The 14,394-nt window shown below is 57.0% G+C and carries 16 protein-coding genes and 1 tRNA gene; 8 read left to right on the top strand and 9 right to left on the bottom strand.

The features are described from left to right. Positions 1-67: 67 nt before the first annotated feature. Together B9G99_RS13125 and B9G99_RS13120 are read right to left on the bottom strand one after the other, a co-directional pair. Positions 68-508: a YbaN family protein gene (locus B9G99_RS13125; RefSeq protein WP_086623477.1), complete on the bottom strand. Its 441-nt coding sequence runs from the start codon at positions 506-508 to the stop codon at positions 68-70. A gap of 93 nt (positions 509-601) precedes the next feature. Further along, entirely contained in the window at positions 602-1,081 is a 480-nt protein-coding gene (locus B9G99_RS13120) for a GNAT family N-acetyltransferase (protein WP_086622558.1), read from the bottom strand. Positions 1,082-1,333: 252 nt separating this feature from the next. Here B9G99_RS13120 and B9G99_RS13115 point away from each other — a divergent pair, with 252 nt between their 5' ends. Then, positions 1,334-2,845, top strand: coding sequence for a RimK family protein (locus B9G99_RS13115; RefSeq protein WP_086622557.1), 1,512 nt, complete (start codon positions 1,334-1,336; stop codon positions 2,843-2,845). On the opposite strand, the gene B9G99_RS13110 is transcribed toward B9G99_RS13115, so the two are convergent. From B9G99_RS13110 to B9G99_RS13085, 6 genes are all read right to left on the bottom strand, one after another. Further along, positions 2,840-3,736 (bottom strand): DUF2797 domain-containing protein, encoded by an 897-nt coding sequence (locus tag B9G99_RS13110; RefSeq protein ID WP_227875817.1) that lies wholly within the window; start codon positions 3,734-3,736, stop codon positions 2,840-2,842. The genes B9G99_RS13115 and B9G99_RS13110 overlap by 6 nt on opposite strands. Continuing rightward, positions 3,724-3,990, bottom strand: a complete 267-nt coding sequence (locus tag B9G99_RS13105) for a YeaC family protein (protein ID WP_086622555.1) — start codon at positions 3,988-3,990, stop codon at positions 3,724-3,726. The genes B9G99_RS13110 and B9G99_RS13105 overlap by 13 nt, the downstream gene beginning before the upstream one ends. 3 nt (positions 3,991-3,993) lie before the next feature. Further along, the gene (locus B9G99_RS13100; RefSeq protein WP_086622554.1) at positions 3,994-4,884 is read right to left on the bottom strand and encodes a rhomboid family intramembrane serine protease; all 891 of its coding nucleotides are present in this window, start codon (positions 4,882-4,884) and stop codon (positions 3,994-3,996) included. Between the two features lie 212 nt (positions 4,885-5,096). Beyond that, positions 5,097-6,068, bottom strand: coding sequence for a metallophosphoesterase (locus B9G99_RS13095; protein ID WP_227875816.1), 972 nt, complete (start codon positions 6,066-6,068; stop codon positions 5,097-5,099). Continuing rightward, positions 6,058-6,939 carry an NAD(+) kinase gene (locus B9G99_RS13090; RefSeq protein ID WP_086622553.1) on the bottom strand — a complete coding sequence of 294 codons (882 nt, stop codon included), beginning with the start codon at positions 6,937-6,939 and terminating at the stop codon, positions 6,058-6,060. Before B9G99_RS13090 ends, B9G99_RS13095 begins: the two co-directional genes overlap by 11 nt. A gap of 68 nt (positions 6,940-7,007) precedes the next feature. Further along, positions 7,008-7,895 carry a carboxylate/amino acid/amine transporter gene (locus B9G99_RS13085; protein ID WP_086622552.1) on the bottom strand — a complete coding sequence of 296 codons (888 nt, stop codon included), beginning with the start codon at positions 7,893-7,895 and terminating at the stop codon, positions 7,008-7,010. Between B9G99_RS13085 and B9G99_RS17075 the strand changes: the two genes are divergently transcribed. The 4 genes from B9G99_RS17075 to B9G99_RS13065 all read left to right on the top strand — a co-directional run bounded on the left by B9G99_RS17075 (position 7,896) and on the right by B9G99_RS13065 (position 11,250). Then, complete coding sequence (locus tag B9G99_RS17075; protein ID WP_227875815.1) at positions 7,896-8,375, top strand: DUF6314 family protein; 480 nt, start codon at positions 7,896-7,898, stop codon at positions 8,373-8,375. 176 nt (positions 8,376-8,551) lie between these two features. Continuing rightward, the gene (locus tag B9G99_RS13075; protein ID WP_086622550.1) at positions 8,552-9,298 is read left to right on the top strand and encodes a glutathione peroxidase; all 747 of its coding nucleotides are present in this window, start codon (positions 8,552-8,554) and stop codon (positions 9,296-9,298) included. Between the two features lie 96 nt (positions 9,299-9,394). Beyond that, positions 9,395-10,855, top strand: a complete 1,461-nt coding sequence (locus B9G99_RS13070; RefSeq protein ID WP_086622549.1) for a dihydrolipoyl dehydrogenase — start codon at positions 9,395-9,397, stop codon at positions 10,853-10,855. A 122-nt stretch (positions 10,856-10,977) separates the two neighbouring features. Continuing rightward, positions 10,978-11,250: a hypothetical protein gene (locus B9G99_RS13065; protein ID WP_148663956.1), complete on the top strand. Its 273-nt coding sequence runs from the start codon at positions 10,978-10,980 to the stop codon at positions 11,248-11,250. Between the two features lie 518 nt (positions 11,251-11,768). On the opposite strand, the gene B9G99_RS13060 is transcribed toward B9G99_RS13065, so the two are convergent. After that, positions 11,769-11,844: transfer RNA gene (locus B9G99_RS13060), tRNA-Gly, on the bottom strand. A gap of 414 nt (positions 11,845-12,258) precedes the next feature. Here B9G99_RS13060 and B9G99_RS16775 point away from each other — a divergent pair. The 3 genes from B9G99_RS16775 to B9G99_RS13045 all read left to right on the top strand — a co-directional run bounded on the left by B9G99_RS16775 (position 12,259) and on the right by B9G99_RS13045 (position 14,381). After that, positions 12,259-12,717, top strand: coding sequence for a hypothetical protein (locus B9G99_RS16775; RefSeq protein WP_148663955.1), 459 nt, complete (start codon positions 12,259-12,261; stop codon positions 12,715-12,717). 179 nt (positions 12,718-12,896) lie between these two features. Then, entirely contained in the window at positions 12,897-13,949 is a 1,053-nt protein-coding gene (locus tag B9G99_RS13050; protein WP_086622546.1) for a CNNM domain-containing protein, read from the top strand. A gap of 63 nt (positions 13,950-14,012) precedes the next feature. Further along, positions 14,013-14,381 (top strand): hypothetical protein, encoded by a 369-nt coding sequence (locus B9G99_RS13045; protein ID WP_086623475.1) that lies wholly within the window; start codon positions 14,013-14,015, stop codon positions 14,379-14,381. The last annotated feature ends 13 nt before the right edge of the window (positions 14,382-14,394 follow it).

Genomic DNA, 14,394 nt, shown 5'->3' with positions numbered 1-14,394 from the left:
GCGTTCAGCGCTAGAGGCCTTTGATATAAAAACGCCGCTTCAGAATGAAGCGGCGTTTTTTAATGGCTCAACCATCTGTTGGACGCTCGCGCCATCTGCTGGAAGGTAATGGCCTTGTGGCCACAAAAGCCCCCACCATCACAAGGACCAGACACAAGAGCCAGAACAGCCAATTGAAACCGGTGTGAATCCAGATCACCCAGGCACTGACAAACATCATGGCAATCGACACGATCTTGGCGGGCAGAGGAATGGCACGTTCTTCTTCCCAGGCCCGAATCAGGGGCCCGGCAAAGCGATTGCGCCGGATCCAGCGCTCAAAGCGTTTTGATCCCCGAGAGGCACAGATAACGGATAGCAGCATGAAGTCGGTCGCCGGCAGCAAAGGCAAAAAAATGCCCACGATCCCGATTCCAAAGCATAGTGCTGCCAGGGCAATCCAGATGCCACGACGGATCGGAGAGCGTGTCCGACACCCCTGGTCGGGCTTCGGAGAAAGACTCGACATGCCACACTCCCACGGAAAACTTGAACCGCTGATCATAGCGTCCGAGACGTCTACCACCAACCCTGAAGAGCCTTTCCCGAGACCTGCAGGGAATCACGACGTCGTGTCGAGACTGTCTCCCAACGCACGAATCATTTTCCAGGCTGCGCAGCCATCGTGGTAGTAATCTTCCATCCAGTGCAGCACCTCGTAACCCATCCGGCGATACAGCGAGATCGCCGCGCGGTTATCGGCCCGCACTTCCAGATAGATGCTGTCACAGCCTCGCGTCAACGCTACCGCTTCCAGTGCCAGCAGCAGGCGCTGTCCCAGCCCCTGACCGCGAACGTCCGGGTGCAGACAAAAGGAATACAGACGCGCCTTTTTTTCGTCGCGACGAAACAGCAGCGTTCCATAGCCCATCAGCTCGCCGTCATCATCAATGATCAAACGGGTCTGAGCGTTGGCCTTCGTGACCAGATACTTCAGCTGTGAGGGGCTGAAGCTGTCTTCATTATCGCCAAAACAGGTGCGCTCCAGGGCATTGAGTGCTGCCGCATCCCTACCCTCCGCTGCGCGCAGCGTGAAAGCCATGCGTTCTTCTCCAGGCCAGAATCCAAAGGGCCGCAATCCTATCATTTTACGGCTCACAAGACCCTGCCATGTGGTGCATTCGACATCATGGTTTATAGACGCAATCACCGACTGCTGATCGCCCGTCCCGACAACCCCATGCCGCGATGATGGCAACGTCACAATCATGTGCCATGAGTCGCTGACACTGTTTCGCGATGGTCAACGACGTCCTATGATGCGCATATTCCTTCCAGGGCTGCGGAGTGCGTCATGTCACGTTTGCGTATTGTTGTGGATCACCCCAGTGATTGGCGTCCCTACTATCCCAGTGATGACCTGATCAGCGCCGATGATTTTCTGGCACTCGAGGAAAGCACGGATCAGGATCGCTCTACTCATGTCATCAACCTGTGCAGTGGTCTCGACTACCTGGAGACCGGCTACTACGTGTCATTGCTGGCCCAGGCCCGCGGCCAGCGCGTTCAGCCCGACGTGGAAACGCTCAATCAGCTCAAGCGCAAGGCACTGATCGATCTGCAGCTCGACGGCCTCAACGACATGATGGCCGATCTGAACCGTCGCGGCGCCCTGCAGGGTGAGCGGCTGGATCTACGGGTTTTTTTTGGCGATACCGGCAGCGAGTCGCTGGCTCGACTCGGGCGGCGGCTCTTTTCGCATCTGCCCTGCCCGATCATGGAAGCTCGGCTTGTTAAACGCCACGGCGACTGGCGGCTGGCACGTCTGCGGGCGCTCTCGCTCAAGGACGTGGCGCCGGAGGAAGAAGATCGTTTTGCCCGGGCGCTGAACGCCCACTCCCGGCAGGTCTGGCGTACTCCGGCTGCGAAACGGCGCTATCGTTTCGACCTGGCCATTCTGGTTGATCCATCAGAGGCCATGCCGCCCAGCAACAAGAGCGCCATCAAGCAGTTCATACGCGCCGGTCGCTCAATGGGTATCGACGTCAGCCTGATCACCCGACGTGACGAAGGCAGACTGGCCGAGTTCGATGCTCTGTTCATTCGTGAAACCACGCGTCTTGATCATCATACCTGGCGCATGGCGCGCCGGGCCGAGCATGAAGGGCTGGTCGTGATCGATGATCCCCAGTCGATTCTGCGCTGCACCAACAAGGTTTACCTGCATGCCCTGTTACGTGCTCGCGGCATTCCAGCCCCCGAAGGACATCTGCTCAATCGCGGCGACCTTGACCGTCTGGGCACACTGGCCGACACCCTTGCTTTCCCGCAGGTGCTGAAAATACCCGATGGGGCCTTTTCACGCGGGGTGGTCAAGATCAGCTCAAAAGAGCAGTTGATCGAAGAGGCGCGGCGGCTTTTTGAGGACTCTGCCCTGCTATTGCTTCAGGAGTGGATGCCCACCGAATACGACTGGCGTATCGGCATTCTCGACGGTCAGGTGCTGTTTGCCAGCCGCTATTACATGGCCCGTGGCCACTGGCAGATCTATGACCACAGCGGCGGACGGGTACGCAGCGGCGGGTTCGAAACCATGGACCCGGCAAAAGCACCCGAGAAGGTGATTAAAACCGCGCTCAAGGCCACCCGACTGATTGGCAACGGCCTTTACGGGGTCGATATCAAGCAAAGCGGTGATCGAGTGGTGGTCATCGAAGTCAACGACAACCCCAACCTGGATGTCGGGGTGGAAGATGTTGTGCTGGGGCCGGAGCTTTATCGGCGTGTCATGGCATGGTTTCTGGAGCAGATGGAGCGCAAGCGTCGGCTCATACCGACGTCTGCGCGCCATCAGACTGGTTCATGAGCGGGCCGAAAGCGTCACACTGACCTGATAGCCGGTGTACTTGCGCAGGTTGATCACGCCGGTATCGAGGATCAGATACTGGCCCTTCAGCCCCATAAGCCGCCCCTCGACCTGCGCGGTGCGATCCAGGTTGAAGGCCCTGACACGCTCGGGCCAGGCCAGCACCGGATAGTCGAAGCGGGCCACCGCCTGCTCGGGGTGTGGCCGAATGTTTTCCTCTCCGAACTGCGCCCTGAGCGAGGCAAGCCCCGGAGCCAGTCTTGTCATCAAATCATCCCGCAGGTTGATGAGATCAACGTCAGCGGTGTCACCCTTGAGCATGCGCTGCCAGTGGGTTCGGTCGCTGATCTCACTGCGAAAGAGTGCCTCGACCATCCCCGACTGCTGACGTGACGCGACCGACAGGATCGGCAGCGCCTGGACTGCGCCCTGATCAAGCCAGCGTGTGGGCATCTGTGAGGGCTTGGTGATGCCGACCTTGGCCCCCGAACTGCTGGCCAGATAGACCACATGGGGTGCAAAGCAGTGACGCTCGCCCCACTCGGGCTCACGGCAGGTGCCCTGAAAATAGTGGCAGCGTTCGGGTGCCATCATGCAGGTATCGCAGCGAGCCAAGCGTTTGAAACAGCGATAGCAATGGCCCTGGCCAAAACTCTTGCGGGTGGCCTGCTGGCAGTGGACACAGACAATATGCCCGTCAAAGCGCAGCGCAATATCATGCCCCAGCCAGGCGTTGAGCGGTTCTGCACGCTCGCCAACGCGCAGCTGATAGTGCGCGCGACCCGTGGCATCCGCTGTAATCGCCATCCGGGCAAGACCGCCTACCCGTTCAAGCCTCTCAACGGCGGGGGTCTGGAGACACCAGAGCGATTCCAGGTCTAGTTGACCCATTTAATGGTGTCGCCCCGGGCTTCGCCATGCTTGTCGCTGCCGCAGCCATGATGATCAATATGGCCCGTGCGCTGCTCGGGCGCCACATTGTGCCTGGCTTCAAATCGAAGGATGGCCTCAAGGCACAGCTCGCGCTGCTCGGCGCTCAGGGCGCGACCATCCGGCCATTTGCCCAGCTCGACACCTCGCTTGAGGCCTTCATACATCTGCGGTGTGAGCTGCTCGATCATGCGCTCAAAGTTCATGTCACTCATGGTTTATCCATCCATATCCTTGTGTCTGTCTTCGGGCAGGGGCACCGTCCGGCGTGGGTGAAAGCGTGACCCCAGAAGTCCGGCCGCCAGCCCCAGTAGCAGCCCGCCAAGATGGGCCTCGTTGGCGACGTTGCCAAAGCCGAGCCAATCCGCCGCGGGCGTCATGCAGAGCACCAGCCACCCCACCATGAACACCATCAGCATGGCTGGAAACTGAAAACCACTACCGGGTACCAGTCGCGAATAGAGCCAGACGAAGCCGACCAGGGCATAAACGACCCCCGACATGCCCCCGAAGAGAACGGTGCCGGTGGCGTACTGAGCCAGGTTGGACACCAGCATGGCCGAGATCAGAAGGGCCAGCAGACGCCAGCGCCCCTGAAGTGCCTCTACCTGGCGGCCAAAATACCAGAGCCAGAGCAGATTGAAGACCAGATGCATCAGGCTGAAGTGCAAAAAGGCCGGCGAGAACAAGCGCCAGATTTCCGCCTGCGACAGAGCGTACCCAAGGGTTGAGGCATAAAGCTGCTGGCCCTCGATGGCAATGGGCGCAATGGCCAGTGCCGTGAGCGCCTGAATATTATCAATGCCCTGCCAGGCGAACACGGCAAGGCACATGGCGATGACCACCGTCGTTACCGGTGCCGAGCGCAGCGCGCCAGTGACCGAACCCGCACGTGCAACCGGCGCGTCCTGACCGTCCAGAATCATGGCCTCGCCCCTGTGCCACTTGTCGATCAGCTCACGCGCCTTTTCAAGCTGAACGTCCTCTATCAGCCAGAGTACCTGTCCATTTTGATCGCGCGAGTAGTGGTGTCCGATGCGATGTTTCCAGAGTGCGTGACGCAGCCCTTCGATATCGGCATCAAGAGGAAAACGCAGCGCCTGAGGCATGCTCACTCCATTTGAGGCTGGGACCTGCCAGCCGGTCATGCTCATGGGTTCGGACGTTGAATAACAAACACAAAAAGAAGTCCGGCGGAGAGGGTCCGCCGGACAAGAGCAAGGGATCATTCAAGGGAACACTTACTCTGACGACAGTGTGACTCAAAAGTTCCGGACGCATTAAAAAAATCCGAATTTTATTTCAGGGACGCCCCTGCCTCTCAAGCGCTGACCCAGCAAAACCGCCCGGCATCAAGCGCTGACTCTCCGTCAAACCGGTAGGCCACCAGCCGACCGCCTCTCACGGCGCTGTAATCCAGACAGGCAATATTGGCCGTCGGCAGGCTTGGAATGCCCTCACACCAGTAGTGGCCGACAAAAAGCGGACGTTGTGATGATTCATAATGCACCAGTCGTCGGCGTTCCTCGTCGCGAAGCGGATGGTCCTCAAACTCGGGCGGCAGCGGGTCGGGCTGAAAGACCACATCGCCATAGGACTGCGGCGAACGCGCCCAGAAATGTGTGCGAAAAACACTTCGATGGGCACCGTCCATCGAACGAATGACCTGTCCGTTTGGCAGCCGAAGCTGCGTGCCGCGTGTCGTGCGATCCAGTATGCGGTGCTCGGGACTGCCCTGAACGCTGGCTGCTGCCAGAAAATGCCTGTCGATTCCACCATCCGGATGATCATTGAGAAAAGGGCGCAGCAGCGTTTCATCCCAGCAGGCATGCGCCACACGAAAACGCTCAAACTCAAGACAAAGCGGCATCTCGAGAAACCATTCGAGATACGACGCCCAAAGCCTTGGCGCCCGCTCGAACTGCTGCAGCGTCTCAAGCATGACTCGTTCACTACGCCCGCCTGCGCGTGGCATGGTAAAGCCCCGCCCACCCTGCCCCAGACAATGTTTCAGGGCGTGGGCTTCATGGTTGCCCATCACCACCAGCGCGGTGCCGGCATCCACCATGGTCCGCACAATCTCGAGCGCTTTCTGAATATGTGAACCGCGGTCAATCAGATCCCCCAGAAAGATGGCGCGCCGGGAAGCGTGCGTATAGACGCCATTCCGCCGTTGATATCCCATCTGCTCCAGCAGACTTTCGAGCAGGTCGCCACAGCCGTGAACATCGCCGATCAGGTCAAAACCGTCGGTGTTCAAGGCCGGGGTGTCGGGCTCTGTCTCAACCAGCAAGGCCACTGCTCCAGCCCAGCTTGCTGCGACAGGCTTCGAAATAGCTGTAACCCGGCGGATGCAGCAGCTTCAGATGTTCAGGCTTTCTTCTAATGGAGATCAGATCGCCGGGCTGCACCACCACTTTCATCTGCCCATCGCAGCTGACCTGCAACTCGGCATCGTGGCTGTCCACGACCTCAAGCAGAATATCACTGGCAGCATCGACCACGATGGGCCGGCTCGACAGGGTATGAGGAAACATGGGCACCAGCACAATGGCCTCGAGGCGGGGGTGCAGGATGGGGCCGCCCCCGGAGAGTGCATAGGCCGTGGAGCCGGTCGGGGTGGCAACAATCAGCCCGTCGGAGCGCTGGCGATAGACAAACTGACGATCGATATAGAGTTCGAATTCGATCATGCGCACTGCAGCAGCCGGATGAAGCACCACATCATTGAGGCTGCAGGCCGACCCGATAACGACGTCATCGCGCCTGACCTCGGTATCCAGCAAAAAGCGCCTTTCAACTTCGTACTGCCCGTTGAGCACCTCATCAATACGATGCTCGACCTCATCGGGATTAATGTCAGTCAAAAACCCCAGTCGACCGCGGTTGACCCCCAGTATGGGCGTATTGAAACGGCACAGCATGCGTCCAGCCCCGAGCAGGCTGCCGTCACCGCCGACCACGATGGCCAGATCACACTGACGACCGATTTCCTCGAGCGAAATGCTGCCATGATGTCGAATCGAGCAGGCCCTGGCGGTCTCCGTTTCGAGATGCACCTCAAGCCCACGCGATTCCAGAAACACCATGAGACGCTCAAGTGTTTCAACGACCTTGTCACTGTCAGGCCGCCCCACCAACCCTACCCGGTTGAACTGTGTCATGCCCTGTCCAGACTGTTTCATCGAGCCGGCATTATGCGTTCAGCGCCGCACGGGGGTAAACCACACCCTCATGAAAATTCAGCCGCGACCGCAGATGAGCGCATTGAGCGGCGACGCCACCACTCGCTGCCCAGCAGGGCCAGAAGCATCACCGCCCCACCCTGGGCGATTCGCGACAGGTCCGCATCGCGATTCCAGATCAATAGATTGACCAGAAGCCCTGCAGGAATGAGCAGATTGTTCATGACCGCAAGCGTTGCGGCATCAACCCGCCGGGCGCCCTGATTCCACAGGAAATAGCCGGCGCCGGATGCCACCATGCCCAGCCAGGCCAGCACGCCCCACTGCACCGGCGTCGAAGGCAGATGGTCACTGTTGCCAAGCAACACCCAGGCCGGCAGGGCCACCAGCAGCGCCCCGACGTAGAACCAGCCGAAAACGTTCATCGCGGGGAATGTCCCTTCAACGTCACGCATGAGATGCCTGTAGCCAACCTGACCAATCGCAAAACAAAGATTCGCCCCCTGAACCATGAAAAAGCCTGTCCAGAAGTCGTCACCGGGCGCCTGATAACGAATCAGTGCCGCCCCCAGCACGGCAAGCCCGGCCATCGCCAGCTGGAACATGTCCAGTCGACGACACAGCAGGTTATCCAGCAGCGCGATGTAGATCGGCGTAAAGATGGTAAACAGCAGAATTTCGGGCACGCTGAGCAGCACAAAGGACTGGTAGTAACATACATACATCAACCCAAGCTGTACGGCGCCTATCCCCATCAGCCCCAGCGTTCGGCGCCGGTCCAGCAGGCGTGGTCGAAGGAAAGGCAAAAATACCAGACAGGCAAGCGTGATACGCGTTAATACGGCAAAATAGCTGTCCACCTGACCGGCCAGATACACGCCGATCAGACTGAACGAGAAGGACCACAAGAGTGTGACCCCGAGTAGATAGCCCATATGCTTCGTCAACCAGATAGATTTTCAAGGTTAACAACAATTATACGCCTGACCGAGCGCCTCAAGGCAACCCGTACGCTTTCCTTTACCGCCTCCCCCGGTCCGCAATCTTCAAGCGACTGGGCCGGCCAGGGGACTGGAGAGGTTACGGTCAGCGGAGACACTCCAACCCTTCGCTTTCATGAAAAGGGACATTTCACGCATGCCAACGGCCGCCGGATGGCCTTTAGCAACATCTATCGCTTTGAAGTGGTGGAAGACCGCCTGGAGCTTTATCACGAGCGCCGCGGGCCGGAAGACGCGGTCTTTCTGTTTCCACTGGTGGTGGTTGAAGAGAATCGACTGATGAGCCTTGCGCCGCACCTGTGTGTTCGCGACCTCTACAGCGGCGAACTGATCATGACAGACAGCGGATTTGATCTGACCTGGACGGTCGAGGGGCCACGCAAGCAGGAACACATTCACTACTGCTATCGCTAGGAAAAGGGCTGTGCTGAAGGCGTCATAATATTAGCCAAATCTTTCCAATTATCCCTTTCTATTACGACCTTTGTCTTATTCAAATATAACGATAGGGCTCAAACACATATACTGCAGCACGTTTTCTGGCAGCGGTGCCTGTCACCGCAGTATTTCAATAACACATGGAGCAAACGATGGAATTGCAAAATCGTGAAGGACAGCTTGTACCGGAAGTCACCCTCAAGCAGCGCAAGGGCGGCGAGCTGATTGATGTTCAGACCAAGGACATCTTTGCCAACCGCACCGTCGCCGTTTTTTCCCTTCCGGGTGCCTACACGCCGACCTGCTCCTCCACGCATCTGCCGCGCTATAACGAACTGGCAGAGCAGCTTTTCGCCAGCGGCGTTGATGAAATCCTTTGCCTGTCCGTCAATGACGCTTTCGTCATGGAAGCCTGGGGCGAGCATCAGGAAGCCGAGCATCTGACCCTTCTGGCCGACGGTAACGGCGACTTCACCGAAGGCATGGGCATGCTGGTGGACAAGACCGATCTGGGCTTTGGCAAGCGCAGCTGGCGCTACTCGATGGTCGTTCGCGATGGCAAGATCGACAAGATGTTCATCGAGCCGCAAAAGCCGGGCGACCCCTTTGAAGTGTCCGATGCCGACACCATGCTCGATTATCTCAATCCGCAGGCAGAGCGTCCCAGTTTTGCTACCATTATCAGCAAGCCGGGTTGCCCGCACTGCGCACGCGCCAAGCAGGCGCTGGCCGATAACCGCATTGCCTATGAAGACATCACCATCGGCAACCGCGACATCACCAGCCGCTCATTGCGCGCCATGACCGGCCATGCCACCGTACCGCAGGTCTGGATCGATGGACGCCATATCGGCGGTGCAGAAGATCTCAAGGCGCATCTTGATCAGGCTGTTGCCTGATCAATCGATCATTCGCCTGATCATGACGGCCACCTTTGGGTGGCCGTTTTTGTATGCGCAACCTTCGACGGTTTATCCATGGAATGGAGTTCAAGCATGCAGAAAAGACATGTAGACGTTGCGATCATCGGCGCAGGAAGCGCCGGCCTTGCGGCCTATCACGCAGCCTGTGAATACACGGACAACATCGTTCTGATCGAAGGCGGCCCCCATGGCACCACCTGCGCCAGAGTCGGGTGCATGCCCAGCAAGCTTCTGATTGCAGCCGCCGATGCCGCGCATCACGCACGCGATGCCGGCGCCTTTGGCGTCCATTGTGACGGTGACATTCGCATCGATGGCCGTGAGGTCATGGCGCGCGTTCAGCGCGAACGCGATCACTTCGTGGCAGGCGTCATTGACTCGGTAGAAGAGATCGATGCCACACAGCGCCTTCAAGGCCACGCCATCTTTGAAGATCACAACACCCTCATCGTTGATGAGCATACCCGCGTTCATGCCGAACGCATTGTTATCGCCACTGGCTCCATCCCCGACTACCCCGACTTCCTCAAGGCCGCCGGTGAGCGTCTTGTGACCAACAACGACCTTTTTTACTGGGACGACCTGCCCGAATCGGTCGCCGTATTCGGGCCAGGGGTAGTGGGTCTGGAGCTTGGGCAGGCACTCTCCCGGCTGGGCGTACGGGTGCGCATGTTCGGTATTGGCGGATCTGTCGGCCCGATCAGCGATCCTGACATTCGCGACTACGCCGATCAGCAGTTCAACAAGGAATTCCATCTCGATCCGCAAGCGCAAACGCGCAACGTCACCCTCGTCGATGATCATATAGAGATCACCTTTGTCGAACGTGACAGCGGCCATGAGATCACCGAGTCGTTTGACTATCTGCTCGCCGCTACAGGACGCCCGCCCAATCTTGAAGGACTGGCGATTGATCGCGCCGATCTGCGCATGAACGAAGGACTACCGGTATTTGATCGTTATACCCTGCAGTGTCAACGCCAGGATGGCACGCTTGCGTCCATCTTTATCGCAGGCGACGTTAATGCCGAGTTGCCACTGCTACATGAGGCTTCGGATGAAGGACGCATCGCCGGTGACAATGCCGGACGCTATCCGAACATTCGTGCCGGCCGTCGACGCTCAATGCTGACGGTGGTCTTCACCGACCCGCAGATTGCCGCCGTCGGACACTCGTGGTCCGAGATCGAAAAGCGTCCGTGCGACAGCTATGCCATCGGCGAGGTCAATTTTGAACACCAGGGACGTGCGCGCGTTATGCGCCAGAATCGTGGCCTGATGCGCGTCTACGGCGAGCAGGGCTCGGGGCGCTTTCTGGGTGCCGAAATGTTTGGCCCCCAGGCAGAACACCTTGGCCATCTACTGGCATGGTGTCATCAGCAGCACATGACGGTGGCACAGATGCTGGAGATGCCCTTCTATCACCCTTGTATCGAAGAAGGTTTGCGCACGGCACTGCGCGATCTCAATGCTCGCCTCAGGCAGGGCCCGGCCATGGCACGGCATTGCATGGAAACCGGCCCCGGCGGCTAGCCAGCTTCAACGCATGGATACGTCGACGCAAACCGCTTGATTCGACTCGCGCTCGCACCGACAACATCATGACCTATGGTCTGCCGGCACGTTTTGCGGGCAGCATTTTTCAGGAGCCATCCATGGCCGACTACATGATTACCTGCGACCTGAAGCGTCCCGACCAGGAATATCATCACCTGCTCAGGGCACTGGCAGCCTATCCAGACAGCCTGCATATCCTTGAAACCACCTGGCTTGTCAGAACCATGGCCACACCCGACCTGATTCTTGCCGATCTCGAACAGTATGTGGACGTTGAAGATCAGATGTTCATTGCGGTCATCCAGACACCGGCGGCCTGGTCGGATAGCCTGGGCGTGGACCGCGTCCTTCACTTTTTCAGTCAGCGCTGAACCTGCCCTTTCAAAAACCGTTGCGGGTCGCTAAAGCGTGGCCAAAAGCAGAAAGATCACCACAAATCAAAGCGCAGAGTCGAGCGAATGCTCGGGCCCGACAGCGTCAACGACTCGAGCGCCATACTTGAAGTATTGCAACGAGCATGAAGACTCATGAAATGTACAAGTTTTCTTGCAATGTCTGTATAGCTTTTCTACCTTTCCTTTTACAGTCTTGGCGTGCAGACATTCGGCACTCTGATGGATCAGAGTGACGCTCAGGGAAGAGGTAGTCGGCCGCAATGTCTGTCATTGGAGGATGAAACCCCGGCAAGGATGTCGGGGTTTTTTTATGCCCCGAAACTGCCGCACAGACACGTTCGGGCACAAGACGCCCACAGACGATCATCGACCCATTTTCTTTCATTCAGACTGGATGGCATTAAGGCTGCAAGGATGCCGTACAGAGCGCTGTAATAGCAGGCCTTGCCTTGTAGAGGCTCTGAAGGTAGCTGGAAAACGTACCGGGAGGGATCTGGAGCGGGCAATGGGACTCGAACCCACGACATTCAGCTTGGGAAGCTGACGCTCTACCAACTGAGCTATACCCGCATGGCGCTCATCATAAGAGCCCCCACCGGCAAACACAAGTCGTGCGCTACAAAGTGCTGTTTTTGGGGCGAAAAAGCATCGAGTAAAAAAAATTTCGATTTTAGGGATCAAACCGGCAACAGGGTGGTCTTAATAGGCAAGACGTTCTTCTTCAGTCGCTGAGGAATGCGTTTTGGTTTAACTGTTCCTTGCATGGCCGCCACCTCGTTGTGGCGGTTTTTTTATGCCGGTGTCATGACACTTTAGAGTGTGCTGCCCCTTTTAAGCTGCCTGCACGTTATGAACACATGACATGCAGGGCACTTCGAACGCCCTTGCATGGCTTCTCGCATTCTGGCTCCCGCTTTTCAGGCTGTTGCTCCCACCGGGGCTGGCAGCTGCATATTTGCATGCGTGGCAATAACGCAAGAGTGAATGGCAGGAATACTTCGAAAACGCTCTCTAGCCCGTCATGATCACATCCAGACCATGCTCTGTGATGCGCCCGCAGCATTGATCGAAGACAGCGCCTTTGAACAGACGCAGTATCAGGTGATGCCGGGCATGATTCTGCCATATTGCATCAATAAGCCCTCTACGGAAGAGATAGCGTATAGCACGCGCAAACTCGACATCCGTCACTCCGAACTCAATTGCCTTGACGTAGACACGTTGATATCGGCCGGTGTTGAGCAGGCGGGTCAGAATGGCCAGCTCGAGCGAGTCAAGAGATTGCATGCCGAGTGCGTAAGCCTTTTAACATCACATGAATTAATAATCAGAATTTCGGACGAATTATACTCATCACCCTACAAGGCTAAAGTATTAAAAGAAGCATATTTTGTGATCAAATTATTTAATTTTGAAAAAAATACATTAAATATACTTAATTGATGTCGCAAAACGACGACAAAATGCGCTCATATTGGCCCTGAAATCTCTGATCTTGAGCCAAAAGCCAATCTTAATATTTACATGACGTTACTCAATTCAGACCAATTTAATGGTTCCTTAATTTATCCCCCCAATAGAGATGTCATTAATTGCCATACTAACCATGACGCTGAGCCCCCATGATCCTTCTGATCGTTTTTGCCCTTACTGCAATCGGCATTTCCTTTATCTGTTCTGTGCTTGAAGCAGCGCTACTCTCTCTCACCCCCAGCCATATTGCTCGCCTGCAGGAATCAAAACCCGCCCTGCATCACTCATTGCGCCAGCTCAAGGACAACGTCGACCGCCCGCTGGCCGCCATTCTGACACTTAACACCATCGCTCATACGGCCGGCGCAACGGGTGTAGGCGCACAGGTTTCAGCCGTCTTTGGAGAAACATGGATCGGTGTGGCTTCAGCGGTCATGACGCTTTTGATTCTTGTGTTATCGGAGATCCTGCCCAAGACCATTGGTGCGCGCTATTGGCGCCAGCTGGCCCCGATACTGGCACCAACGCTCAAGGGAATGATCTGGATGCTGCTGCCCTTTATATGGTTGTCCGAGCAGATCACACGTCGAATCGGTGACAGCACAGGAGACGATGTTGATGTGCGTGAAGAAATCAAGGCGCTGGCAAAACTGGGGCAGGAGCGCGGCGTCGTGGATGCCGATGAAGGCAAGACAATTGTCAACATCCTGAACCTGCATAATATTCCGGTCCGCGATGTCATGACACCCCGTACGGTATGTACCACCGTGACGCCTGAAATGACCGTTGCCGAATTTGATGCCGGTTACAGCGATCTGCCCTTCACGCGTTATCCCGTCATGACGCCGCCGGAACAGACCATGGGCTATATCCACAAGATGGATGCCTACCATGCCGACGATAGCGCCTCGCTTGAGTCAATCATGCACCCGATCGACTCGGTGGACAGTGAGGACAGCGTTGAGCAGGTATTTATTCGCATGCTCAATGATCACCATCACATGTGCGTGGTCTATGACACTCACGGCAACTGGGTGGGCGTACTGACGATGGAAGATATTCTTGAAACCATTCTGGGACAGGACATCGTCGATGAAACCGACGATGTCTCCAATCTTCGCCATCATGCCAGACAGCTCTGGCTCAAACGCATTCGTCGTAGTCGCGAGGGCGCCATCAACGACAGCCTACCCAAACGCTGACCCTCTCGGTCATCGATCAGGACATGCTAGAATGGTGTCCTGATCCAGCAACCGATGACTCCCATGGCTACCTTTTTGCTGACTTTTGTCGTCTGTCTGCTGATCTGCGGTTTCATGGTCGCGGCACTGCTTTTGTCACGAACGCCGCGATATCGCACCAGCGCTGACGATCTGCTGCACCTGCTTGACGAAACGCTGGAAAACCGCGTTTCAGAAGCACGCTGGTATACTATCGTCGGTTATCCGATTCGCCACGACCCTTATCTCGAGAACGTGCGCCGACGCTGTCAGACCATCATGGATGACCATGGCCAGCCCTGGCGTTTCGAGCAGGGCGGCGCGCTGTTTTCAGCCGCAGGACTCGAAGAGATTCACGCCCTGCGCGAGCATCTGGCGGCGAGACTGTCACTCAATGACCGACGCGCCTTTTAAACCGGGCCGACAA

Origin of the sequence: Kushneria konosiri (assembly GCF_002155145.1) — a bacterium.
Taxonomy (GTDB): Bacteria; Pseudomonadota; Gammaproteobacteria; order Pseudomonadales; family Halomonadaceae; genus Kushneria; species Kushneria konosiri.
Note: the sequence above shows the minus strand (reverse complement) of the source record. Positions and strands in the feature narration are given on the sequence as shown.

What these genes read in the sequence shown, in the direction of transcription:
- B9G99_RS17075 (WP_227875815.1), top strand. Translation starts at nt 7,896, where the DNA reads ATGCTTCGTCAACCAGATAGATTTTCAAGGTTAACAACAATTATACGC.
- B9G99_RS13070 (WP_086622549.1), top strand. Translation starts at nt 9,395, where the DNA reads ATGCAGAAAAGACATGTAGACGTTGCGATCATCGGCGCAGGAAGCGCC.
- B9G99_RS13125 (WP_086623477.1), bottom strand. Translation starts at nt 508, where the DNA reads ATGTCGAGTCTTTCTCCGAAGCCCGACCAGGGGTGTCGGACACGCTCT.
- B9G99_RS13085 (WP_086622552.1), bottom strand. Translation starts at nt 7,895, where the DNA reads ATGGGCTATCTACTCGGGGTCACACTCTTGTGGTCCTTCTCGTTCAGT.
- B9G99_RS13105 (WP_086622555.1), bottom strand. Translation starts at nt 3,990, where the DNA reads ATGAGTGACATGAACTTTGAGCGCATGATCGAGCAGCTCACACCGCAG.
- B9G99_RS16775 (WP_148663955.1), top strand. Translation starts at nt 12,259, where the DNA reads ATGGCAGGAATACTTCGAAAACGCTCTCTAGCCCGTCATGATCACATC.
- B9G99_RS13065 (WP_148663956.1), top strand. Translation starts at nt 10,978, where the DNA reads ATGGCCGACTACATGATTACCTGCGACCTGAAGCGTCCCGACCAGGAA.
- B9G99_RS13100 (WP_086622554.1), bottom strand. Translation starts at nt 4,884, where the DNA reads ATGCCTCAGGCGCTGCGTTTTCCTCTTGATGCCGATATCGAAGGGCTG.
- B9G99_RS13075 (WP_086622550.1), top strand. Translation starts at nt 8,552, where the DNA reads ATGGAATTGCAAAATCGTGAAGGACAGCTTGTACCGGAAGTCACCCTC.
- B9G99_RS13120 (WP_086622558.1), bottom strand. Translation starts at nt 1,081, where the DNA reads ATGGCTTTCACGCTGCGCGCAGCGGAGGGTAGGGATGCGGCAGCACTC.
- B9G99_RS13045 (WP_086623475.1), top strand. Translation starts at nt 14,013, where the DNA reads ATGGCTACCTTTTTGCTGACTTTTGTCGTCTGTCTGCTGATCTGCGGT.
- B9G99_RS13115 (WP_086622557.1), top strand. Translation starts at nt 1,334, where the DNA reads ATGTCACGTTTGCGTATTGTTGTGGATCACCCCAGTGATTGGCGTCCC.
- B9G99_RS13090 (WP_086622553.1), bottom strand. Translation starts at nt 6,939, where the DNA reads ATGACACAGTTCAACCGGGTAGGGTTGGTGGGGCGGCCTGACAGTGAC.
- B9G99_RS13110 (WP_227875817.1), bottom strand. Translation starts at nt 3,736, where the DNA reads ATGGGTCAACTAGACCTGGAATCGCTCTGGTGTCTCCAGACCCCCGCC.
- B9G99_RS13050 (WP_086622546.1), top strand. Translation starts at nt 12,897, where the DNA reads ATGATCCTTCTGATCGTTTTTGCCCTTACTGCAATCGGCATTTCCTTT.